The organism is Allobosea sp. 05T433 (genome assembly GCF_056396065.1).
Genome location: NZ_JBFTKS010000014.1, coordinates 160,164 through 181,208, shown reverse-complemented (window position 1 = coordinate 181,208; position 21,045 = coordinate 160,164). Strand labels below are relative to the sequence as shown.

Here is a 21,045-nt window from a genome sequence, read left to right as displayed (position 1 = left end):
GTGATCCTGCCCAAGCCAGCACCGGTCGCGATCTCTGCGATTGGACTGCTGCTTTCGCCAGAATGGACCTTGGGTTCAGACCAATTCAAGTTCCTTTCTGAGCCCACGCCGCCTGGCAATCGCGCTGGGCCATGGCGATGGATTGGCGGCGGCAATAATGAAGATCACCCGTCTCGAAAGCTTCACGACGCCGGATGTCGGCTTCGTCCGTGCCACCTGCGAGGATGGCAGCCAGGGCTGGGGGCAGTTCTCGCCCTATAATGCCGACATCACCGCGACGGTCTTCCACCGCCAGGTCGCCCGCTGGGCCATCGGCTGGGACGCCTTTGCGGTCGACGACCTCGTCGCGACGATCGGCGAGCGCGAGCACAAGTTCCCGGGCTCCTATCTCTGCCGGGCCCTGACCGGACTCGACACGGCGCTCTGGGACCTGCGCGGTCGCAAGGAGCGGAAGAGCGTCTGCGAATTGCTCGGCGGCACGCCGCGCCCGTTCCCGGTCTACGCCTCCAGCATGAAGCGCGGCGAGATCACTCCCGAGGCTGAAGCCGAGCGCCTGGCCCGGCTGCGCGACGCCCATGGCTACCGCGCCTTCAAGTTCCGGGTCGGGCGCGAATGCGGCCGCGACCTCGATGAATGGCCCGGCCGTACCGAGGCGATCGTGCCGCAGGTCCGCGCCGCGCTCGGCGACGAGGCGACGCTGCTGGTCGATGCCAATAGCGGCTATACGCCGGCAAGCGCGATCGCGGTCGGCCGCATGCTGCAGGACCATGGCATCGTCCATTTCGAGGAGCCCTGTCCCTATTGGGAACATGCCTGGACGCGTGAGGTCCGCGAGGCGCTCGATCTCGACGTCACCGGCGGCGAGCAGGATTGCGACCTCGCGATCTGGCGGGCGATGATCGACGGGCGTGTCGTCGACGTGGTGCAGCCCGATATCTGCTATCTCGGCGGGGTCGGGCGGATGCTGACGGTGGCGCGCTGGGCGGCCGAGGCGGGCCTCCCGGTGACGCCCCATTCCGCCAACCAGTCGCTGGTGACGGTGTTCACCCTGCATGTCATGGGCGCGCTCGCCAATGCCGGCCCCTATGTCGAATTCTCGATCGAGGGTCCGGACTATTACCCTTGGGAGCAGGGGCTGCTGCGCAACCCGCCCAAGGCCCGCGACGGCATGGTCGCAATCCCCTCCGAGCCCGGTTGGGGCGTCGAGATCGAGCCCAGCTGGCTGGACCGGGCCGAGTATCGCGTGACCGAGGTGTCGGCGTGACCCTCGACCGGGAGAAGCTGGTCGAGGAAGCGCGACGCACCGGTACCCTGGCAGGTCTGCCGCGCGGGCATTTCATCGGCGGCCGGCTCATTGCCTCCGTCTCGGGGCGGGAGATGGAGAGTTTCGACCCCGGCCGCGGCGTCCCCTTCGCCAGCGTCGCAGCGGGCTCAGCCGAGGATGTGGCGGCGGCGGTCGCGGCGGCACGAGCGGCGCTGTCTGGCCCCTGGTCGCAGATGACGCCGGCGGCCCGCGGCGAAATCCTGATGCGGGCGAGCCATCTGCTGCGCGAGCGGGCGGCGCGGTTCGCCGTGGTCGAGACGCTCGATTCCGGCAAGCTGCTCGCCGAATCCGAGGGCGATGTCGGCGGCGTCATCCGTGCCTTCGCCTATTATGCGGGGGCCGCCGACAAGCTGCATGGCGACAGCGTGCCGCTCGGCCCGGACTACCTCGGGGTGACGATCGAGGAACCGGTCGGCGTCGTCGCGCAGATCGTGCCGTGGAACTATCCGCTCTCGACGGCCACGCGCGGCATCGCGCCAGCGCTCGCCGCCGGCTGCACCCTCGTCGTCAAGCCGGCCGAGCAGACGCCGTTCACCACGCTGATGCTGGCGGAACTGCTGCATGAGGCCGGCCTGCCCGACGGCGTGCTCAATGTCGTCGCCGGCACGGGAGCGGAGGCGGGCGCAGCACTCGTCGCCCATCCCGGCATTGACCACATCACCTTCACCGGTTCGGTCGCGACCGGCCAGCGCGTGATGCGGGCGGCGGCCGGGCATGTCACGCGGCTGGCGCTCGAACTCGGCGGCAAATCCCCCGTCGCGCTGATGGCCGATTGCGAGATCGGGCCGGCGGTCGAGGGTGTGCTCGGCGCGATCTACGAGAATGCCGGCCAGATCTGCTCGGCCGGCTCGCGGCTGATCCTGGAGGCGCCGATCGCGGGCGAGGTTCTCGACCGGCTCGTCGCACGCGTTTCAGCGATGCAGCTCGGCCATGGCTTCAGCGATGCCGGCATCGGGCCGATCAATTCGCTGCAGCAGCTCGCGCGCATCGAGGCCCATGTCGAGCGGGCGCGTACGGCCGGCAACCGCATCCTGATCGGCGGCGGCATCGTTCCCGCAGGCGAATGCGGCGGCGGCTGGTTCTATCGCCCGACCATCATTCTTGCTCTTGGCCCGGACGACCCGCTGGTGCAGGAGGAGATCTTCGGCCCTGTCCTGACCGTGCAGATCGTCGCGGATCTGGAGGAGGCCATCGCGGCCGCCAACGCAACCCCCTATGCGCTGGTCGCCGGCATCTACACCCGTGACCATTCCAACGCCTGGCGCTTCGCGCGCGCGGTCGACGCCGGCCAGGTCTACATCAACGAGTTCTTCGCCGGCGGCATCGCCATGCCCTTCGGCGGTAACCGTAAATCCGGCTTTGGCCGGGCCAAGGGCATGGCGGGCTTGCGCAGCTACTGCAAGCTCAAGAGTGTTGTGGCGCGGCTCTGAACGGGCCCGGGGGGAAACGACGGAATGTCGACTGAGCTGTTTACCGCCGATTTCAAGGCGGCACCCTATTGGTGGGACGGAGTCCCGCGGCCGGAATTGCCTCGCTCGGAGCCGCCGAAACAGGCCGATGTCGTGGTTGTCGGCTCCGGCTATACCGGCCTGCATGCCGCGCTCCAGACCGCCAGGGGCGGGCGCAGCACGGTGGTGCTCGATGCGGAGGCGGCCGGCTTCGGCTGCAGCACCCGCAATGGCGGCCAGATCTCGACCAGCATCAAGCCCGGCCTCGCGGCCCTGGCGCGCCGTCACGGCGAGAAGCGGGCCTTTGCCATTCTGCAGGAAGGCCATCGCTCGCTGCGCTGGATAGCCGAGTTCGTGCGCGAGGAGGCGATCGACTGCGATTTCGGCGTGGTCGGGCGCTTTCACGCCGCCCACTCGCCGGGCCAGTACGAGATGCTGGCGCAGCGCGTCGACAACCAGACCAAGGGTCTCGAAGTGCCCTGTCATGTCGTGCCGCGCGCCGAGCAGCGCGACGAGATCGGCTCGGACCTCTACCATGGCGGCGTGGTCTATGCCGGCCATGCCTCGGTCAACCCGGCGCGCTATCACCAGGGCCTGCTGGAGCGCGTCCTCGCGGCCGGCGCCGAACTCGTACCGTTCTGTCCGGCGACCGCGATCACCCGCCAGGGCAAGGACTTCCTGGTCGAGACGCCGCGCGGCACGATCCGGGCGCGCGACGTCATCGTCGCCACCAACGGCTATACCGGGCCGGCGACCGGCTGGCTGCGCCGCCGCGTCATCCCGATCGGCAGCTACATCATCGCGACCGAGCCGCTGGAGCCGGCGCTGATGGACAAGCTGATCCCGCGCAACCGCATCGTCAGCGATACCCGCAAGGTCGTCTATTACTACCGCGCCTCGCCCGATCGGCGGCGCATCCTGTTCGGCGGCCGCGTCTCCCTGAGCGAGACGGATCCGCGGCGCAGCGGGCCCAAACTCCATGCCGACATGAGCGCGATCTTCCCCGAGCTGGCGCAGACACGGATCAGCCATTCCTGGTGCGGCTTCGTCGCCTATACCTTCGACGAGCTGATGCATGTCGGCCGCCATGACGGGCTCTACTACGCCATGGGCTATTGCGGGGCGGGCGTCGGCACGGCGAGCTATTTCGGCATGCGGCTCGGCCAGCAGGTGCTTGGCCTGGCCGAAGGCAAGACGGCGCTCGACGACCTGCCATTCCCGACGCGGCCCTTCTACAGCGGCAATCCCTGGTTCCTCGCACCATCGGTCTTCTATTACCGCTGGCGCGATCGCCTGGCCCGATGAGCCAGCAGGATCGTCTCTGCGGATTGGCCTTCCCCAATTCTCAGAATGGACCTTCTGGCCAGACCAATTTCAACAAACTCTGCACGCTCTCAATGGTGGGAAGCTGGGTCGCTACAGCGACTGCGCGACTGCCGCTGGACATGTGCCCCTCAGCTCAGGAGATATGACATGCAGTGCCCGCCGATCCTGCCGTCGCGATCGACCCTCGTCCTTCTCCTGAGCCTGGCCGGAGCGATGCCGGCCCTGGCGCAGGAGCTCACCGTCGTGTCCTTCGGCGGCTCCTATCAGGAGGCGCAGAGCAAGGCGCTGTTCGTGCCTGCCGCCAAGGCGCTGGGCATTAAGCTCAAGGAAGAGACCTATAGCAGCATCGCCGACCTGCGCCTCAAGGTGAAGGCCGGCGCCGTGACCTGGGATGTCGTCGCCAGCGGCTCCGGCAGCGCGGCGCGCGCGGGCTCCGAGGGCATTCTCGAAAAGCTCGACTACAAGGTCATCGACACCTCGAGCTTCGTGCCTGGCACCGCGCAGGATTACTGCGTCGGCGGCGACGTCTTTTCCACGGTTCTGGCCTGGAACACCAAGACCTACCGCGAGAAGGGCCCGCAGAGCTGGGCCGATTTCTGGGACGTCAAGACATTCCCGGGCAAGCGCTCCTATCGCAAGGGCGTGGCGGGTGCGCTCGAGCCCGCCCTGATGGCCGACGGCGTGCCGCCGGAAAAGGTCTACGAGGTCCTGTCGCAGCCCGGCGGCATCGAGCGCGCGATCAAGAAGATCCGCGAGCTGAAGCCGCATATCGCGGTCTGGTGGAGTTCTGGCGCCCAGCACGCCCAGCTGATGAAGGATGGCGAGGTCGACATGATCACCGGCTGGAACGGGCGCTTCGACGTCGCCGCCAAGGACGGTGCCAAGGTCGCCTACACCTTCAACCAGGCGCTGCTCGACTATGACTGCTTCGCCATCGCCAAGGGGGCGCCGAACAAGGACCTGGCGATGAAGTTCCTGGCCGAGATCAGCAAGCCGCAATACCAGGCCGAATTCACCAAATACATCACCTACGGGCCGACCAACAAGAAAGCCTACGACCTCGGCACGATCGAGGCGGCCTATGCCAAATCACTGCCGTCGCATCCCGACAATGCCGCCAAGCAGGTGCCGATCGACCTCGACTGGTACACCAAGTTCGAGACCCAGGCCTCGGCGGCCTACCAGAACATGCTGACCGAATGAGACTGGCGGCTGATCCCGGCGAGCGGGAGGCTGCCATCGCGGCAGCCCCGCTCGTCTCACCCGCAGGCAGGGCGCTGCCGATCGCAGTGCGGCGCTTGAGCAAGGCCTATGGCGCCGTCTCGGTGCTCGACGATGTCGATCTCGACGTCAGGCCCGGCGAGTTCCTGACTCTGCTCGGCCCATCGGGGTCGGGCAAGACGACCCTGCTGATGGCGATTGCCGGCTTCCTGCGGCCCGACAAGGGCAGCATCCGCTTCGGCGAGCGCGAGGTCGTCCGGCTTGCGCCGCACAAGCGCGAGATCGGCATGGTCTTCCAGAACTACGCCTTGTTTCCGCATATGGACGTCGCCCGCAATGTCGGGTTCCCGCTCAGGCTGAGGCGCGTCCCGGCGAGCGAGATCGCCCGGCGCGTCGAGGCCGCGCTGGAGATGTTCCAGCTTGGCGGCTATGGCGGGCGCAGCATCAACCAGCTCTCCGGCGGCCAGCGCCAGCGCGTCGCGCTTGCCCGGGCCATCGTCTTCGAGCCGCGCATCATCCTGATGGACGAGCCGCTCTCGGCGCTCGACAAGCAGCTGCGCGAGCGCATGCAGATCGAGCTGCGCCAGCTCCATGACCGGCTCGGCACCACCACCGTCTATGTCACGCATGACCAGCGCGAGGCCCTGACCATGTCGGACCGCATCGCGGTGCTCGATCGCGGTCGGATCGCGCGGATCGACACGCCGCGTGCGATCTACGACCAGCCCGGCAGCCGTTTCGTCGCCGAGTTCATCGGCGAATCCTCGTTTCTCGATGTCGCGGTCACCGATGGCATCTGCCGGGCTGCCGGCGCCGTCATCCAGGCGCCCAAGGTCCCGGCCGGGCAGCGGAACTGCGTGATGATGCTGCGCCCGGAACGGCTACGCATCCTCGACGGCAGCGAAACCGAGGCGATGAACCGCTTCGAGGGCACGGTCCAGAGCGCGATATACCAGGGCGACACGCTGCTGCTGCAGCTCGTGCTGGGCGATGGCAGCCTGGTCAGCCTGCGCATGGCGACACGGGGCGACGATGCCGCGCCGCCGGCACGCGGCACGCCGATCGCGGTCGGCATCGCCGTCAGCGACACCGTCCTGCTGGGCGACGAGGGGAGGGCGCGCAAGTGAGCGCGCCCGGGCTCAACATTGCCGGCGGGGCCGGCGACGATTTCCATGCCGCGGCGCTGCGCCGCGACCATTGGCGCGAGCGGTTCGGGCTGGCGGCGCTGGCCGCGCCTGCGCTCCTGCTCGTCACGATCACGGTGCTGCTGCCGGTCGGCTGGCTCTTCGGCCTGTCTTTCCTCGACGATGCCGGCGCACCGAGCCTGGAGCATTACCGGCGCATGCTGGCCGAGCCTTCCTATGGCCGGACCTTCCGCACGACCTTCGAGATCAGCCTGCTGACCACGGCGATCTGCATCCTGCTCGGCTATCCGCTCGCCTATTTCCTGTCGCAGCTGCCGCGGCGCGCCGCCAATCTCTGCATGATCGCGGTGCTGCTGCCGTTCTGGACCTCGCTCCTGGTGCGCACCTATGCCTGGCTGGTGCTGCTGCAGCGCCGCGGGCTGATCAACACCTGGGGCATGGAGCTCGGCATCTGGAGCGAGCCGCTGCAGCTCGTCCACAATGTCGCGGGAACGCTGATCGGCATGGTCCATATCATGCTGCCCTTCCTCGTCCTGCCGCTCTACGGAACGATGCGGGCGATCGACCGCGACCTGCTGCGGGCGGCCTCCAGCCTCGGCTCGACCCCGGCTCACGGCTTCTGGACCGTGTTCTTTCCGCTGTCGCTGCCCGGTCTTGCCGCCGGCTCCGCGCTCGTCTTCGTGCTCTGCCTCGGCTTCTACGTGACGCCGGCGATGCTCGGCGGCGGCAAGGTGACGATGGTCTCGAACCGCATCGCCAACGATATCGAGCTGTTCTTCAACTGGGGGGCGGCGAGTGCGCTCGGTGTCGTGCTGCTAGTGATCACGCTCGTCGTGCTCGTCCTGGCTGCCCGGCTCTCGCGCGGCGCGGGCCTCTTCGGCGCGGGGCATTGATATGAGCTGGTTCGATCGTCCCGCCAGCGACACGCAGATCACGCACCGGTCGCGGCTCTGGCTCTACGGGCTCGGGGTGCTGGTGCTCGCCTTCCTGGCCCTGCCGACGCTGATCGTGATCCCGATGTCGTTCTCTCAGTCGCAGTATCTGGAGTTTCCGCCGCGGCAATGGTCGTTGCGCTGGTACGAGKCGTTCTTCTCCTCGCAGAGCTGGATGGCGGCGACGGGGACCTCGCTCAAGGCCGGCATCTGCACGGCGCTCGTGGCGACGCCGGTCGGCACGCTTGCGGCCTATGGGCTGCATGTCTCGCGGCTGCGCTTCGGCGGGGTCGTGATCCTGGCGCTGCTGACGCCGACGATCGTTCCGGTCATCCTCGTCGGCGTCGCGCTGTTCTATGCCTTCGTGCAGCTCAAGATGGTCAATTCCTTCCTCGGCATCGTGCTCGCGCACACGATGCTTGCTGTGCCGATCGTGATGATGATCGTCGGCTCGGCCCTGAAGAGCTTCGATCTCGACCAGGAGCGCGTTGCCCGCAGCCTGGGCGCGACGCGGGCGCAGGCCTTCCTCCAGGTGACGATGCCCCAGATCGGCTTCGCCATCGTCACCTCGGCCCTGCTCTCCTTCCTGACCTCCTTCGACGAGGTGGTGGTCTCGCTCTTCGTCTCCGGCGGCGACAACTCGACGCTGACGCGCGCGATGTTCATGGCGCTGCGCGACCAGATCGACCCGACCATCGCGGCGATCTCGACCATCATGATCGTGATCACCTCGCTGCTTCTGGCGGCCTCGCAACTGCTGGGCAAGGCGGAGAAATAAAGGCAATGGAGTCAATCCTTTGCCGGTAGACGTGGCATATGCCGGCCGACCTGGCGAGACCGTGACAAGCTGAGCGGCGCGCCCTATTCATGACAACCTGAGCTTGCGGCCGACCAAAGCAGCGCAACGCTGGCGGCCATGATCGGGATGGGGCATGCGGGACGCACCGGATTGGGTGAAGGGCGGCGTTCTGCGCCGCGGCCTGGCCTTCCTGATCGATCTTGTCGTCGTGATGATCGTCACCCAGGCACTGGCGGCCGTCCTGTTCCCGCTCTCGAACGGGGCGCTGATCGACGGCTCGAGCTTCATGACGGACTGCCGGCCCGCGCAAGGCCGCCCCGCGACGATCGAGATCCCGGCCGGCTTCCGGCCGACTTCAGAGAGCATCTGCACGAAATCGCTGTTGGGGCAGCCGACCGCCCGGCTCTACACGCTGTCGCGGCAGGAGGCCGGTTCAAGCGTCACGACCTCGCTCAGCTATGCGCTGAGCGCTGAGTACCAGATGACGCTGGCCTTCGACCTGTCGGTCCTGCAATGGCCGCTGCTGGCGCTGATGCGGTGGCTGCTGGAGATCCGCGGCGTGCCGAGCCTCGGACGCCATCTGTTGTCCCTGCGCGTCCTGCCGCGGTGGGACGAGCCGGTCGCTGCAGCAGAGATCCGCGCCGCGCTCGCCCGGCGCTACATCCTGTTCGCGCTGCCCGGCGTGGCGCCTCTGGCAATGGCGATCCTGCTGTTCGCGGCCCTTCGCTCAGGGGCGCCGCTTCCGAACGATCTGGCATCCATCCTGGGTTTCCTCGGCAACTTGCCGCTCGCCATGGCGGTGATCGCCGCCTTGTACGCGATCGCGCGAGGTCGCGACGCCTTCTACGACGAAGCCGCAGGAACCACCGTGCTCCGCCTCGTGAACGGGGCCAGGGAGGTCGCATCTGAGCAGCCTCCTGGTGCAGAAACTGGCATTTCGGGCGACGCTTCGCGGAAAGCCGCGCTGTCCGCCGGTCTCCGGCCCATCCCCTGGGCGACGCTGGCGCTGGCGGCTCTCCTCATCCTCGTCTTCATCGGCGAACTGGCCGAAACCTATGTCCGGTCCCAGAGCCTTGGCGTCACCGGCGTGACCATCGTGCTGTTCGGCGGCGTCTCCAGCGAACTCGCCATTCAGGCCGGGCAATGGTACCGGCTGGTCCTCGCCATGTTCCTGCACTGGAGCGCGGCGCATCTGATCGGCAATGTCGTCATTCTCGCGCTTGCCGGCTGGTTCCTCCAGCCGGTCCTCGGGAGGGGCTGGCTTCTCGCCATCTTCCTGCTTGGAGGGCTTGCGGGGGCTCTCGGTTCGATCCTGGTGAACCCGGCAATCCTGATTGGTGCAGGGGCTTCCGGCGCGATCATGGCCGTGATCGCTGCGGGCCTCGTGGTGAGCCTCCGGCTTGCCGACGATGCCCGCCGGCTCTGGCTGCAGGCATTCTGCGTCGCGATCCTGCTCGCAACCTTCCTCGCCGGCGGCAGGCTCGCGGCTGGAGAGCTCGACCATGCCAGCCATGGCGGCGGTGCTCTTACCGGGGCCATGCTCGGCGCCCTGATCCTGCGGTCCTGGGATGCCGGGACGCGGCGTCCGCGCTGGGCCCGCCCCGCGCTTGCAGTCGCACTCGGCCTGACAGCCTTGACATTCCTCTCGATTCCGCGGGCGGGCTTTGGTGACGTCGCCCTGGCGCGGTTGACCATCCCGCCGGAGCAAGTGCCAAAGACCGATGCCGAATGGTTCGCACGCTCCGCCGAGCTCGTTCGCCAGTATCCGCGCGATCCGCGCAGCCATCTCGCCCATGCCGTCGCGGTCGGCAACGACAAGGCTGCGCGCGAGAGGGCCTTGACGCTGGTCAGCAGGACCCAGGCGGCCCTGTCCCCGGCCAGTCTTCCCGAGGTCGAGCAGAACGCCTTCCTTGTCGTGGGCGAAGCGCGGCGCAAGGCGCGAGACTGGGAAGCCGCGCGCGACCTCTTCACACGCGCGAGCGCCACAACGGCGCCGCCTATGCCCGCGATCTATGGCTGGCGCGCACAGACTGAACTCGCGCTCGGCTTGCTTGACGCGGCGCTTGAAGACGCAGAAGTCCAGGTTCGCCTGCAACCATCCAGCACCCAGGCGCTGGTCGATCTGGCTGGTATCTTCGACGCCATGGGCCGGCAGCGCGACGCGATCACTAGGCTCGATCAGGCGCTCGCCATGGAGCCGGACAATGCCGGCATACTGCGCTATCGCGGCTGGCTTGCCTTCTTCGACGGCCGGCCCAAGAAGGCCATTCAGGACCTGGAACGGGCTCTCACGCTGAAGCCCGAAGACGCCTATGCCGCCCTGTGGCTGCACATCGTCTCCGCACGTTCGGGGCGAGGGGGGCGGCTCGCCTCGGCGGCCAAGGGGGTCGACATGACTGTCTGGCCAGCCCCGATCATCCAGTTCTATCGCGGCGAGATCGACCGCAACGTCTTGCGCGCGGCAACGCAGAGCCGAGACCCGATCACGCATGGCGAACAGACCTGCGAGGCGAATTTCTATCTCGGCGAATGGCACCTTCTGGAGAATGCCAAGGCCGAGGCCGACCCGTTCATCTTTTATGCGGCCACGAGTTGCCCGAAGACCTTCGTGGAATGGGCGGCCGCCCGCACCGAGCGCCGCCTGATCGAGCGGTGAGGGGCGCGGGACGCCCCGACCTCGTCAGACCGAGATCCACTTCTCATCCGACACTGCTGCGCGCCCTTCATCCCTGAGCTTGAGCAGATGCGCCGCCACATTGCGCTCCGCGGCGCGCCGCAGCCAGGGATCGGTTTGCGAATAGAGCAGATCGACGAGATCCCAGGTTCCCTGCGGCCCTGCCTTCAACGCATCGGCAATGGCGTTCTCGCGCCTGAGGCGATGCTCCAGCAGCTCGGCGACATAGGGCTGCGGATTGGGCAGCGGCGGCCCATGCCCGGGCAGATACAGGCTGTCGTCGCGCGCCAGCATCAGCCGTAGGCTTGCAACGTAATCGGCCATGTCACCGCCCGGCGGCGCGACGATGCTGCTCGACCAGGACATGACGTGGTCGGCGCTGAACAGGATCCCGTCCCGGAAGGCAAAGCAGAGATGGTCGGAGGCGTGTCCGGGCGTGTGGATCGCCGTCATCCCCAATGCGGTGTCGCCGTCCTTCAGCAGGATATCGGGGATAAAGGCGTCATCGGCGCTGAGATGGTAGGCGTATGTCTTCGCGCCGGTGCGGGCCTTCAGGCCGGCGGTCGCGCCGAGATGGTCGGAATGGGTGTGACTCAGCACGATCGCAGAAACCGCACCGCCCGTGGCGCGCAGGATGTCGTCGAGATGCCCGGCATCGTCGGGGCCGGGATCGAGAACCACGAAGCCGTCGCCATCCTCGATCAGATAGGTATTGGTGCCACGATAGGTCATCAGGCTCGGATTATTGGCGACGATACGGGAGATGCCGGGGACAACCTCCATCGGCCGGCCGCGCGGCGGCTCCGGTTCAGTCAGAAAGGCCAAAATCCTATCCTTCGCTGGGGCGATGCAGACCGAGCCCCGTCCTGCTCGCTCTTACGCGATGTCGAAGGCAGGAGAAATTGCGCGCAAGGTATAGCGGGGTTCTGCCTCTCGGTGATCGCCTCGGATGCCATGCTCCTCGTCGGGAGCGCGGATGACCGCAGCTTCCAGCATGCGGCATTCGCCCATGGCGATCCGGTGATCGGACGAACCGGCTCGCCACCAGGCAGTCAAACCAGCGCGCTCAGGCATTCTCCAGCATCGTCTCGGTGTGGAGCGCGCATTTCCAGGATTGGCCGTCCCTGACCCATGTCGTGCTATCCGCGCATTTCATGTCCATGGGTTTGCCCTTCATGTCGCCCTTCTGATGCACCTTGTAGGCGATGACGGCGACTTCGTCGGTCGGCATGATCACATCGACATCGCTGAGCTTGAAGCTCCGCAGCGTCCACCGGCCTTCTTCCGTCATGGCTTCATACTTGGCGGGGTCGATCTTCATCGCCCCCATCGGGCCGGTGATCAGACATTCCTCGGCAATCATCGATTTCGCGAGCTTTGCATCCTTGTCGACCATGGACTGCCAGAAGCGCGTCTCGAGATCGATGATGGTTTGCTTGTCTCCGGACATGGCTGTTCTCCTTCTAGGAAGAGAACGAGCATCGGTGGAGCAGGTTCCGGGAAAGGGGGCGCCGCCCTTTGCCCGCCCGCCGAGGGATCGTCATGGCTCAGGCGCTGCGGGTAGATCGCCTGCGGATGAGTGTCCAGGCGAGCAGAAGTCCCACACTGAAGGTGATCGCAGCATAGATCGCCGGTGCGGGATTGCTGAGCGTGCTCTTCGAACCTGCCCAGGCGACGATGAAGGCAAAGGGTATGACGCCGACGCAGTAGCCGAACAGGAAACGTCGAAACCGCATCCGGGTCATTCCGGCAATGGTGCAGCTGAGCTCGGGCAGGATCGGTAGCGCCTGACACGCAAACAGCGTGAGCAGATCGTTCTTCGCAAAGGCTCGCTCGATCTCCGCGAGCTTTTCGCCATCCTTGAAAAGCCTGGCGAGGACGGGTCTGCCAAAGCGGCGCCCCATCCCATATCCGCCGAGCCCCAGCAGCATCAGCCCGGTGGTGGCGGAGGCTCCGCCCAGGAGCGGGCCCATCGCATATCCCGCGATCAGGATCGTCGTCATCGTGGGCACTGCAATCAAGAGGTCGATCGCCAGCAGGAGGACGACACCCGCCCCCAGATAGAGCGGATTGATCTCCTTCGCGGCCTCGATGAAGTCCAGCGCACTGCGCTCGGAGACCAGACCTGTCGATTTGACGATGAGCGCGGTTGAAGCGAACGCGAGCGCAAGGACAAGCGCGACTTTCAGAAGGCCCTTCATGAGCCGCGCATCATCCTGCGACTGAGCCCGGGCGCCAGCCTGGATATCAGCGGCAAGAGCCTCGCCTTTCCGACATGGATTTCCGGCCGCGCACACCTGACGCCCGCCAGGATCGCCTCCGCGGCATCGCGAGCCGATATCTTTCCGCTGCCGCGCCCCGCCGTCATCGGGGTCTCGACCAGGGGAAGGATCGCCTCGATCACCGCCACCCCGTCCGTTTCGAGCTGGTAGCGCAGGCTCTGGGAAAAGCTGTGCAGCGCCGCCTTGGTCGCGCAATAGAGCGCCGTCCGCTGCTTCGGGAGGAGAGCCAGTCCCGAGGAGATATTGACGATCGCGGTCCCGATGCCCTGCCGTCTCAGACCCGGCAGAAATGCGTGGGTCAGCAATGCCGGGGCCAGCAGATTGACCGCAATTTCGGCGTCCATCTGCAGGGGATCGAAATCGGGATCGGTCAAGGCGACGGGATATTGGAGCGCCGCATTGTTGATGAGCACGCTCAGATCGGCATGGCGCGCCGCGATGTCGGCTGCCACCGCCCTGACCGCCGCAGGATCGGCCAAGTCGATGTCGATCGCCTCCAGTCCGTTGCGCGGCTCGAGCCGGTTTGCGCTTCGTGCCAGCACAATGACGGAGTGCCCGGCGGACAGGAGCTTTTCCAGCATCTCGGCTCCGATGCCCGAGGTGCCGCCCGTCAGAACGACTTTCGAGGATCGAGAAAGCGGGGTACGCATTCCGATGTCTTTTCTCCTTTGTGTCTGTCGTCGATCCTCCTGCCATGCTTTCGAGCGTTCCTGATGAACCCGGGTTTAGATGAGCGAGGTTCTCCGGCCGGCTGACTCCTGGGTCAGCTCCGGGAACTTGCCTTGCAGGACAAACTTTGGGGCGACAGGCTCTGGACCGCCAGGGCTTGTCCCAAGGGCCATGTCCTGTTCGATCCGGACAATGCGCCGGCCGATCTGTTCATTCTCACGGAAGGGCTCATCAAGCTGGTCTACGTCACGCCCGAGGGCGATGAACGGATCAAGAGCTTCATCGCCGATCAGGGCCTGTTCGCGGCAGAGGGCAACGGGCCGGCCTTCGGCGCACGAACGCTCGAACCATCGACAATCATCCGGATTCCCCTGCCATGGTTGCAGCAGCGGATCGCCGAGAACCCGGATCTGCAGCGCGCTTACGGCCAGTTCGCGGATTGGGTCAGGCAGCGCAAATCGCGGCGCGAGCAGGCCTTGCTCTGCGATTCCGCTGCAGAGCGATTTCGGGCCATGCAAATGCTCGAGCCGGGCTTGTTGCGCCGCCTCTCCCAGGGGGATATCGCGCGCTATCTCGCCATCACACCCATCGCCTTCAGCAGGATCAAACGGCGCCTGAGCGCGGCAGAGTGACGGCATTGCACGCCGGAACTGTGAGGTTCAGCCATAGCCTCGCAAGCAATCTGCGGTAGCGGCGGTTCGAATTCGGCATCCCGGGCCGTCCTGCCGGCTCCGTCGCCAAGCGTAGTTCCATCGACAGCGATCGCGCTATGCTGACCGAAGGTTCGCAGGGCAAGGTTCCCGGTTCCACAGCGTCTTACCCACGCGGGCTAGCCTGCCCGGGGCGTGAAACCCGCCCGGCGCGCCTGATCGATGGATGTCCTGGCCTTCCAAGCGCTGCCTGACCGCGCAAATGCGATGTCGGGACGTGCCGTCAGGTGGCAAGCCGTTTCGACGCAAAAGACGTCAGGTGGTGATCAGAGAAGCTGGAGGGAGCCTGCCGCTGTCTTGCCGCGTTCGGTTTTCAAATCGAAAGCGACCTTCTGTCCTTCGGTCAGAGTCATCATGCCGGCCTCTTTCACGGCTGTGATGTGTACAAACACATCCTTGCCGCCGTCTGACGGCTGAATGAAACCAAAACCCTTCTCAGTATTGAACCATTTCACGTTTCCCGTCGCCATAGCCGCATCCTCTGAAGATTGCGTCTTGCGGGTAGGCGGATGCTCGATCCGACGACCCACGGTGAAAGAATTGACCGAAATGACAAGGTTGTCGAGACCAATCGTGAAGCGTCACTGGCCGACGATTACAGCCGGTTTATCATCGCAACTGTGAGTTGCCATCGAATAGCGCTGATGCATCAATATAAACCTCTGGTGGTGCTGGATCGATCGTACCCAGCGCCGACGCGCGATCCCTCCAAGGGCGATGATCTTTGCGCCACGCGCAACCTGCGTCATGACCTGCCCAAGAGCAGCAGGTTCCGAGCGAGGCGGACGTCGATCGCCCGCCGGTATCGCTCACGATTGCTCTGATCTCGCGTGCGACGGCAAGGAGCGCCCCGTCCCGACATCACCGCGTGCCGTATCGGCGAGCAAGGTCGCGGCATCCCTGAAAGCCTTCAGTGCCGTGTGTATCGCTGAGTTGAGCGGTACCGTCGCCTGATACTGCCCTATCTCGCGCCGGGCGCTCTCGACCAGGGCGAGGAGTTTCTCCGCGTCATAGGGCGAGAAATGCCTCTGTGTGCGCGTCACCATCATCCGATCCTCTTCCACGGCGCGCGACCGCGCACAAAACCCTTCGAGACCAGCCGCTCGGCGTCGGCGGCCAGGACTGCGAGATCATGCAGGAGCATGCGGATCGCCTCGCGCGCGTCGCCCTTGGCCTCGCAGAGCACCGCGTCGATATCCTGATCGGTGATGATCGTGATGGTCCCCTGATCGTCTGGCATATTTCATTCTCTCAATGAGAACAAAGAGGGAACATTCTGCGATTGGGGAGTCAAGCAACCCGGCCGTGTACCGGCGGCTTCTGCCCGGAGAAAGTCGGGCTTGTCGCGTACGGGCGCTCTTGGTGGATCCGTTGCGATCTGCTGCGCTCCCTGGCTGGTGCGCCAGCATTCCGCGCATTCGCGTGGCGCCCACGCCCACGCGCTAGTGATGGCTGGAGCCATCGTAGGGCGCCTCCCGAATGCTCTTCAGTTCGGTCGCGACGATATCCGGTGAGGCGCTGCTCTCGGTCTTGAAGGCCCGCCGCAGCCAGCCATTGGCGTCGATCAGAACCTGCGCGGGCGGCGGCCCGCCGCCGGTCAGTTCCGCGAGCGCGGCGGCCAGGGGCTCCGGGTCCTCGACCGGACAGCGGGCGACCGCGCCGTCAGCCTGGACCTGCGCGGTCGTGCCCTCGATCCACAGGCGCAGAACCCGGCCGTTGCCCGGTGCCAGGATGCCGCCCTCCGGGCAGCCGGCGACGAAACCCGGCATGCGGGCGGCCCCGGCAAAGCGCATCTCGGAGCGGTCATATATGCGTGCGCCGGCGCGCAGCCGGATGAAATCGATCAAGGCCCAGATCTCGGCATCGCCGAGGCCGGTCGCCGCCGGCATCGGCCCGACGCCGTGGCGGATCGACCAGAACAGCTCCCCGCCCGGGCGGCCCGCGATCAGCGGCGCCGAGAGGTCCGGAGGCCAGACCGCGTGGGCGACCGCGACCGGCCCGCGGCCGCGTGCGTCGAGGCCATGGCAGCTCGCGCAGTCGCGCTGGAACAGCGCGCGACTGGCCGCTATCGAGCGCGCGGAATAGCCGGTCGGTGAGAGCTGAAAGCTTGTCGGCACCGCGGCGACGACATAGGGGCGCCATGGCGGCACCTGGACATAGACCAGCGCTGCGGCTCCAGCCGCGAGCGCCGGCCAGCGCAGCTTGCGCAGCACGACGGCTAGGATGAAGAGCGCGGCCGTGATGGCGATCGGGCCGAGCAGGCGCAGGAGCCCGTCGCGCAGATAGGCATCGTCCCACAGGCCCGGAATAGGTCGCAGCGGCAAGGGCCAATCCGGCTGTTCGTGGATACCCGGCGGCTGGCTTGCGAGCGCGGCGGCAGCCGCGACCATGGCAAGCCCGACCCCCGCCTCAAGGGCGAGAGAGCGACGCAACCCGCGTATCGACCCGCCGGCCTCCGCCTGCGGTACGAAACGGAAGCGGTTGGCGCTCGCGATCCCGAGCAGAACCGCGAACAGGACGAGCTTGAGCAAGGCGAGCCGCCCGTAGTTCGTGCCGAGCGTCGCCGCCAGCGTGCCGAGAAGCGCCTGCACCTGCATCAGCGAGGTGAGGGCGAGCGTCAGCACGCAGGCGAGGCCGAGTGGCGTGAAGCGGCGTGCGATGGCAGCCGCCTGCGAGGGCAGGAGAAAACACGTCGCGAGCAGCGGCAGCAGCGCGCCGAGCCAGAGCCCGGCAGCCACGACATGCAGGCCAAGGGCGATCGTGACCCAGCCCTCAGTCGCTGCGCCATGGCCGAGCCCGCCTTGCAGGAAGGCGGCGGCAGCGAGAAGGGGCAGGGCGAGCCAGCGGCCGCGTCCCTCGCTGTGCAGCATCCACAGCGAGACGACCAGCAGGGCGAGGCGCAGCAGCAAGGTCCCGCCGAAGAGGGTCTGGAGGATGGCGAGCGCCGCCTCCCGGCTCGCGACGGCGTTCCCCAGCATGGCGCTGCCCTGGAACCAGAGCCAGGCGCCGCCGCTGACAAGGGACAGCACGACGCCGGCCCGGCTGAACCGGGCCAGCCTTCGCAGCAACGAGGTAGCCTCGGGCGCGGCGCCCAGTCGTCCCCACGCCAGCAGGCGAAAGGCTTCGGTGCCGAGGCTGGACAGCAAGGCGGCGAGATGGAGCCAGCGGATCGCCGGCAGTGCCGCCTCGATGAAGGCAGTCACATCAGGGCCTGACGGTGAACCGGTACTGCCCGGCGACGCGATGGGTATCGACGGAGGTCGCCGCCCATTCGACCGTGTACGGGCCCGGCGCCGTCGCCTTCAGGCGGATTTTCAACGCCTTGCCGTCGCCCGCCACGGCTTCCGCCGGCGCGAGCTGGACCTCGTGGCCCTGCGCGTCGCGCACGGTGATGCTGCTGAGCTTGATCTCGAGGGCCTCGGTGAAGCCGAGCACGATCTCGGCCGGGGCGGCGACCGTCGCGCCCTCGGCCGGCGAGGCGGTCCTGAGATGGGCATGGGCGAAGGCTGGCGAGGCGGCGAAGGTCGAGGCCGCAAGAGAGAGGGCGAGCGTGAGCCCGGTGACGCGAGACATGAACAGGGTCCTGTGATGGAGAGAGGGAACGTCGAGGTCGATATCGTCGAGCACCGGCAGCGGCCGGCCTTCGAGATCGAAGGCATGCGAGACACCGGCGATCGCGAGATCGGCTCCCCGCGCGGTCGGCGCGGTGCGATCGGCAGCGAACGTGAGCGAAGCGGCTACCATTTCACCACGTCCTTCTGCCAGCCGAGCAGCCGGTCACGCGCGGCGAAGAGCAGCGTGATCAGGCTCGAGAAAATCAGCGCCATGACGATCAGCGCGCCATACATGTTGGCATAGGCGGCCCAGCCCTGGGCCCATTGCAGGTAGTAGCCGAGGCCCGATTTGACGCCCATCATCTCGGCCGCCACCAGCACCGAGAAGGAGGCGCCCAGCCCCATGAACAGGCCGACGAAGACATGCGGCAGGGCGGCCGGGATCGCGACCTTGAAGATCAGGAACGAGCGGCGGGCGCCGAGCGTGCGGGCGACGTCGTAATAGGCCTTGTCGACGCTGGCGACGCCGGACCAGGTCAGCACCGTGACCGGGAACCAGGTGGCGAGCGCGATCAGGAAGATCGCCGCCGAAAAGCTCGAGGGAAAGAAGAAGAAGGACATCGGCAAGAGCGCGGTCGACGGGATCGGCCCGAGGAAGCGCAGCACGGGGTGGACCCAATAGCCGAGCCCGCGCGACCAGCCGATCGCGACGCCGGTGACGAAGCCGGAGAGCGTGCCGAACGCGAAGCCGAGCGCGAGCAGCCGCAGCGAATGCAGCACGCTTTCGCCCAGACGCGGCCAGTCCTCGGCATAGACCTCGACCAGCGCGGAGGGCGGCGCGAAGAAGGGCACCGGAAGCAGGCCGAGCTTGGCCGTCAGCAGGTCCCAGATTCCGACGAAGAGCGCGAGCACGACGAGCCAGGGCGCGGCCCGGCCGAGCCGCGCGCCGAGCGGCGGCCAGACGGCGCCGATCGTCGTGGCGATCGCCAGCAGGACCGCCCATGCGACGAGGCCGAGATTGGTCTGGTCGACATAGAGCGGTTCGGCGAAGCCGACCTTCCTGTTCGCGAGCAGGGTGACGGACGCGGCGACCGCGGTCCAGGCCAGCGTGGCAAGGGCGCCCCGTGTCAGCGCCCAGCCATCGACCTGCAGGGGCGGCCGGTCGAAGGCTGCCGCGGAGCCTGTCTGTTCAAACGGCGACATTGGGCACGATCTTCTGCGCGAAGGCCTTGGCGTCGGTGCTCTTGCGGATCACGTTGACGAGCTTCAGCTGTTCGGTGAACAGGGCGACGTCGTCGCGCAGCGCCGCTCCGGTGGAGTGGTGGTCGTGGGTGTGGCTGCGCAGGATCGCGGCCACCGTCTCGGGCGTCACCTTCGCCGGGACGAAGGGGGCGAAGATCTCGGCCGTCTTATCGGGGTTGGCCGCGGTCCAGGCCTGGGCCTCGACGATGGCGCGGGAGACCGCAGCTGCGACCTGGGGCTGGTCGCGGATCAGGGCGCCGCGCAGGCCGAGCACGCAGCAGGTCGACTTGGCGTATTGGCCCTCGAGATTGGTGGCGAGTTCGACGAGCTTGTCGCGCTCGCGGATGAGATAGAGATGCGGGTCGTCGCCGGCCAGCGCCTGGACCTCGCCCTTTTTCAGCGCTTCGCCGAACAGGTCCTGCGGGTACTGCACCCAGCTGACATCCTTCTCCGGATCGAGGCCGATCTCGGCGAGACGGATGGCGAAGAAGTTGCGTACCGGGCTCGCCGGGTCGGTGACGGCGACGGATTTGCCCTTCAGGTCCTTCAGGCTGCCGATGCCGGCATTCTCGGCGACGAGCAGTCGCATGCAGCCGCCATGGGTGCCGACGGTCAGGCCGACATCGAAACCTTGTTCGAGGGGCTTCAGCCAGCGTAGCGCCATGCCGATGCCGCCATCGGCATGGCCGGTGGCGATCGCCTGGAGCAGCGCATCTGTCGGCCCGCTGAAATTCACCGGCTCGACCGCGATGTTGTATTTCTCGAACAGGCCCTGCTTCAGAGCGACCGAGATCGGCGACTGGCAGACGGCCGTCTGGCCCCAGGCGAGCTTGATCGTCTGGCGCTGCGCCAGCGGTGCGGCCTGGGCGAAGGCGTGATGCCCGGCGAGACCGGCGAGCGGCGCGGCGGCGAGTGCGGCGGCTCCGCGCAGGAGCGCGCGGCGGGTGGGCTGGCTGGTGAAAAGGCTCATGTTTGCTCCTTTGCCGCTGCGGTGAGCGGCCACGTGCAGGGGAGTGAGAAGATCAGGCGGCGGCGCGGCTGGCCGGGATGCGTTCGACGGTTCCACGCACCTCCGTGCCGCGTCGGAGCAGGTTCAGGATCGGGCAGAAGCGTTCGACTGCGGCGTTGAGGGCGTCCAGATCGGTCGCATCGGTGGTCAGCCGCACCGTGTAGGAGAGGTCGTGGGGGTAAACTGGCACCGTCTCGAAACCGGGCGTGCCGGCGCGGGGATCGAGCTGGCCCTGCACCTCGACGGAAACATCCCGCAGATCGATCTGCTGGTCGGCCGCCTGGATCAGGTAGGTGTGCGTCAGGCAGCTGGACAGCGCGCCGAGCAGCAGCTCCGGCGAGCTAGGGCCGAGATCATAGCCCGCAAAATCCGGCGGGCTGTCGCTGACGACCTGGAAGTCGCGGATCTGGATGCGGCGGACGCCGCTGCGCCCTTCGGCCGTGGCCCGGGCTTGCAGGCGCTGCGGTCGGGCCTCCGGCGTGCGGGCATGAGCCTTGCGGCGCAACACGGCGTCGCGCTTCTGGGCGAGATATTCGGTGAGGTCGGACATGGTTGGCGGCTCGCGGATGGGAGAGGGCTAGGGAGGGGGGCTTGCCTCGATTTCGCGCGTTCGCCCGGCCGCTGCGCCGCTGGAGAACGGCGCATCGGAGACATCACGAAATCCAGGGGGGAGGTCGTCCGGGCAGCGGCAAGACCGCGTCCCGCTTCAA

The 21,045-nt window shown here is 67.0% G+C and carries 23 protein-coding genes; 10 read left to right on the top strand and 13 right to left on the bottom strand.

Annotated features, from left to right (window positions below; all coding sequences use genetic code 11):
- The first annotated feature begins 157 nt into the window (after window positions 1–157).
- From AC1DGP_RS20280 to AC1DGP_RS20245, 8 genes are all read left to right on the top strand, one after another.
- Entirely contained in the window at window positions 158–1,264 is a 1,107-nt protein-coding gene (locus AC1DGP_RS20280) for a mandelate racemase/muconate lactonizing enzyme family protein (protein ID WP_441506673.1), read from the top strand.
- Window positions 1,261–2,754, top strand: coding sequence for an aldehyde dehydrogenase family protein (locus AC1DGP_RS20275; protein ID WP_441506674.1), 1,494 nt, complete (start codon window positions 1,261–1,263; stop codon window positions 2,752–2,754). The genes AC1DGP_RS20280 and AC1DGP_RS20275 overlap by 4 nt, the downstream gene beginning before the upstream one ends.
- 24 nt (window positions 2,755–2,778) lie before the next feature.
- Entirely contained in the window at window positions 2,779–4,077 is a 1,299-nt protein-coding gene (locus AC1DGP_RS20270) for an NAD(P)/FAD-dependent oxidoreductase (RefSeq protein WP_441506675.1), read from the top strand.
- 168 nt (window positions 4,078–4,245) lie between these two features.
- Complete coding sequence (locus tag AC1DGP_RS20265; RefSeq protein WP_441506676.1) at window positions 4,246–5,301, top strand: ABC transporter substrate-binding protein; 1,056 nt, start codon at window positions 4,246–4,248, stop codon at window positions 5,299–5,301.
- On the top strand, window positions 5,298–6,446 hold the full coding sequence (locus tag AC1DGP_RS20260; protein ID WP_441506677.1) for an ABC transporter ATP-binding protein: 1,149 nt from the start codon (window positions 5,298–5,300) through the stop codon (window positions 6,444–6,446). Before AC1DGP_RS20265 ends, AC1DGP_RS20260 begins: the two co-directional genes overlap by 4 nt.
- Window positions 6,443–7,357, top strand: a complete 915-nt coding sequence (locus AC1DGP_RS20255; RefSeq protein WP_441506678.1) for an ABC transporter permease — start codon at window positions 6,443–6,445, stop codon at window positions 7,355–7,357. Before AC1DGP_RS20260 ends, AC1DGP_RS20255 begins: the two co-directional genes overlap by 4 nt.
- A gap of 1 nt (window position 7,358) precedes the next feature.
- A complete protein-coding gene (locus AC1DGP_RS20250) occupies window positions 7,359–8,174 on the top strand; it encodes an ABC transporter permease (RefSeq protein WP_476832461.1) in 816 nt (271 codons plus the stop codon).
- Between the two features lie 154 nt (window positions 8,175–8,328).
- Window positions 8,329–10,851, top strand: coding sequence for a rhomboid family intramembrane serine protease (locus AC1DGP_RS20245; RefSeq protein ID WP_441506679.1), 2,523 nt, complete (start codon window positions 8,329–8,331; stop codon window positions 10,849–10,851).
- A gap of 24 nt (window positions 10,852–10,875) precedes the next feature.
- Here AC1DGP_RS20245 and AC1DGP_RS20240 read toward each other — a convergent pair whose 3' ends face one another.
- The 5 genes from AC1DGP_RS20240 to AC1DGP_RS20220 all read right to left on the bottom strand — a co-directional run bounded on the left by AC1DGP_RS20240 (window position 10,876) and on the right by AC1DGP_RS20220 (window position 13,801).
- Window positions 10,876–11,694: an MBL fold metallo-hydrolase gene (locus AC1DGP_RS20240; protein WP_441506680.1), complete on the bottom strand. Its 819-nt coding sequence runs from the start codon at window positions 11,692–11,694 to the stop codon at window positions 10,876–10,878.
- A gap of 51 nt (window positions 11,695–11,745) precedes the next feature.
- Window positions 11,746–11,943, bottom strand: coding sequence for a hypothetical protein (locus AC1DGP_RS20235; RefSeq protein WP_476770865.1), 198 nt, complete (start codon window positions 11,941–11,943; stop codon window positions 11,746–11,748).
- Window positions 11,936–12,319: a nuclear transport factor 2 family protein gene (locus AC1DGP_RS20230; protein WP_441491096.1), complete on the bottom strand. Its 384-nt coding sequence runs from the start codon at window positions 12,317–12,319 to the stop codon at window positions 11,936–11,938. The genes AC1DGP_RS20235 and AC1DGP_RS20230 overlap by 8 nt, the downstream gene beginning before the upstream one ends.
- A gap of 97 nt (window positions 12,320–12,416) precedes the next feature.
- A complete protein-coding gene (locus AC1DGP_RS20225; protein ID WP_441506681.1) occupies window positions 12,417–13,070 on the bottom strand; it encodes a TVP38/TMEM64 family protein in 654 nt (217 codons plus the stop codon).
- Window positions 13,067–13,801: an SDR family oxidoreductase gene (locus AC1DGP_RS20220; protein ID WP_441506682.1), complete on the bottom strand. Its 735-nt coding sequence runs from the start codon at window positions 13,799–13,801 to the stop codon at window positions 13,067–13,069. The genes AC1DGP_RS20225 and AC1DGP_RS20220 overlap by 4 nt, the downstream gene beginning before the upstream one ends.
- Window positions 13,802–13,933: 132 nt before the next feature.
- Between AC1DGP_RS20220 and AC1DGP_RS20215 the strand changes: the two genes are divergently transcribed.
- Complete coding sequence (locus AC1DGP_RS20215) at window positions 13,934–14,452, top strand: Crp/Fnr family transcriptional regulator (protein WP_441506683.1); 519 nt, start codon at window positions 13,934–13,936, stop codon at window positions 14,450–14,452.
- Between the two features lie 344 nt (window positions 14,453–14,796).
- Here AC1DGP_RS20215 and AC1DGP_RS20210 read toward each other — a convergent pair whose 3' ends face one another.
- Complete coding sequence (locus AC1DGP_RS20210; protein WP_069881900.1) at window positions 14,797–15,000, bottom strand: cold-shock protein; 204 nt, start codon at window positions 14,998–15,000, stop codon at window positions 14,797–14,799.
- Window positions 15,001–15,039: 39 nt separating this feature from the next.
- Between AC1DGP_RS20210 and AC1DGP_RS20205 the strand changes: the two genes are divergently transcribed.
- The gene (locus AC1DGP_RS20205; RefSeq protein WP_476770697.1) at window positions 15,040–15,354 is read left to right on the top strand and encodes a hypothetical protein; all 315 of its coding nucleotides are present in this window, start codon (window positions 15,040–15,042) and stop codon (window positions 15,352–15,354) included.
- On the opposite strand, the gene AC1DGP_RS20200 is transcribed toward AC1DGP_RS20205, so the two are convergent.
- The 7 genes from AC1DGP_RS20200 to AC1DGP_RS20170 form a co-directional block, all read right to left on the bottom strand.
- A complete protein-coding gene (locus AC1DGP_RS20200) occupies window positions 15,340–15,576 on the bottom strand; it encodes a hypothetical protein (RefSeq protein ID WP_441491100.1) in 237 nt (78 codons plus the stop codon). The genes AC1DGP_RS20205 and AC1DGP_RS20200 overlap by 15 nt on opposite strands.
- Window positions 15,576–15,770 (bottom strand): hypothetical protein, encoded by a 195-nt coding sequence (locus tag AC1DGP_RS20195; protein ID WP_476770698.1) that lies wholly within the window; start codon window positions 15,768–15,770, stop codon window positions 15,576–15,578. Before AC1DGP_RS20195 ends, AC1DGP_RS20200 begins: the two co-directional genes overlap by 1 nt.
- 202 nt (window positions 15,771–15,972) lie before the next feature.
- Window positions 15,973–17,733: a CopD family protein gene (locus AC1DGP_RS20190; RefSeq protein WP_476832460.1), complete on the bottom strand. Its 1,761-nt coding sequence runs from the start codon at window positions 17,731–17,733 to the stop codon at window positions 15,973–15,975.
- A 1-nt stretch (window position 17,734) separates the two neighbouring features.
- Entirely contained in the window at window positions 17,735–18,274 is a 540-nt protein-coding gene (gene copC / locus AC1DGP_RS20185) for a copper homeostasis periplasmic binding protein CopC (protein WP_476832459.1), read from the bottom strand.
- Window positions 18,268–19,287, bottom strand: a complete 1,020-nt coding sequence (locus AC1DGP_RS20180) for an ABC transporter permease (protein WP_476770702.1) — start codon at window positions 19,285–19,287, stop codon at window positions 18,268–18,270. The genes copC and AC1DGP_RS20180 overlap by 7 nt, the downstream gene beginning before the upstream one ends.
- Window positions 19,274–20,296 (bottom strand): ABC transporter substrate-binding protein, encoded by a 1,023-nt coding sequence (locus tag AC1DGP_RS20175; RefSeq protein WP_476770703.1) that lies wholly within the window; start codon window positions 20,294–20,296, stop codon window positions 19,274–19,276. The genes AC1DGP_RS20180 and AC1DGP_RS20175 overlap by 14 nt, the downstream gene beginning before the upstream one ends.
- 52 nt (window positions 20,297–20,348) lie before the next feature.
- The gene (locus AC1DGP_RS20170) at window positions 20,349–20,885 is read right to left on the bottom strand and encodes an OsmC family protein (RefSeq protein ID WP_476832458.1); all 537 of its coding nucleotides are present in this window, start codon (window positions 20,883–20,885) and stop codon (window positions 20,349–20,351) included.
- Window positions 20,886–21,045: the final 160 nt, after the last annotated feature.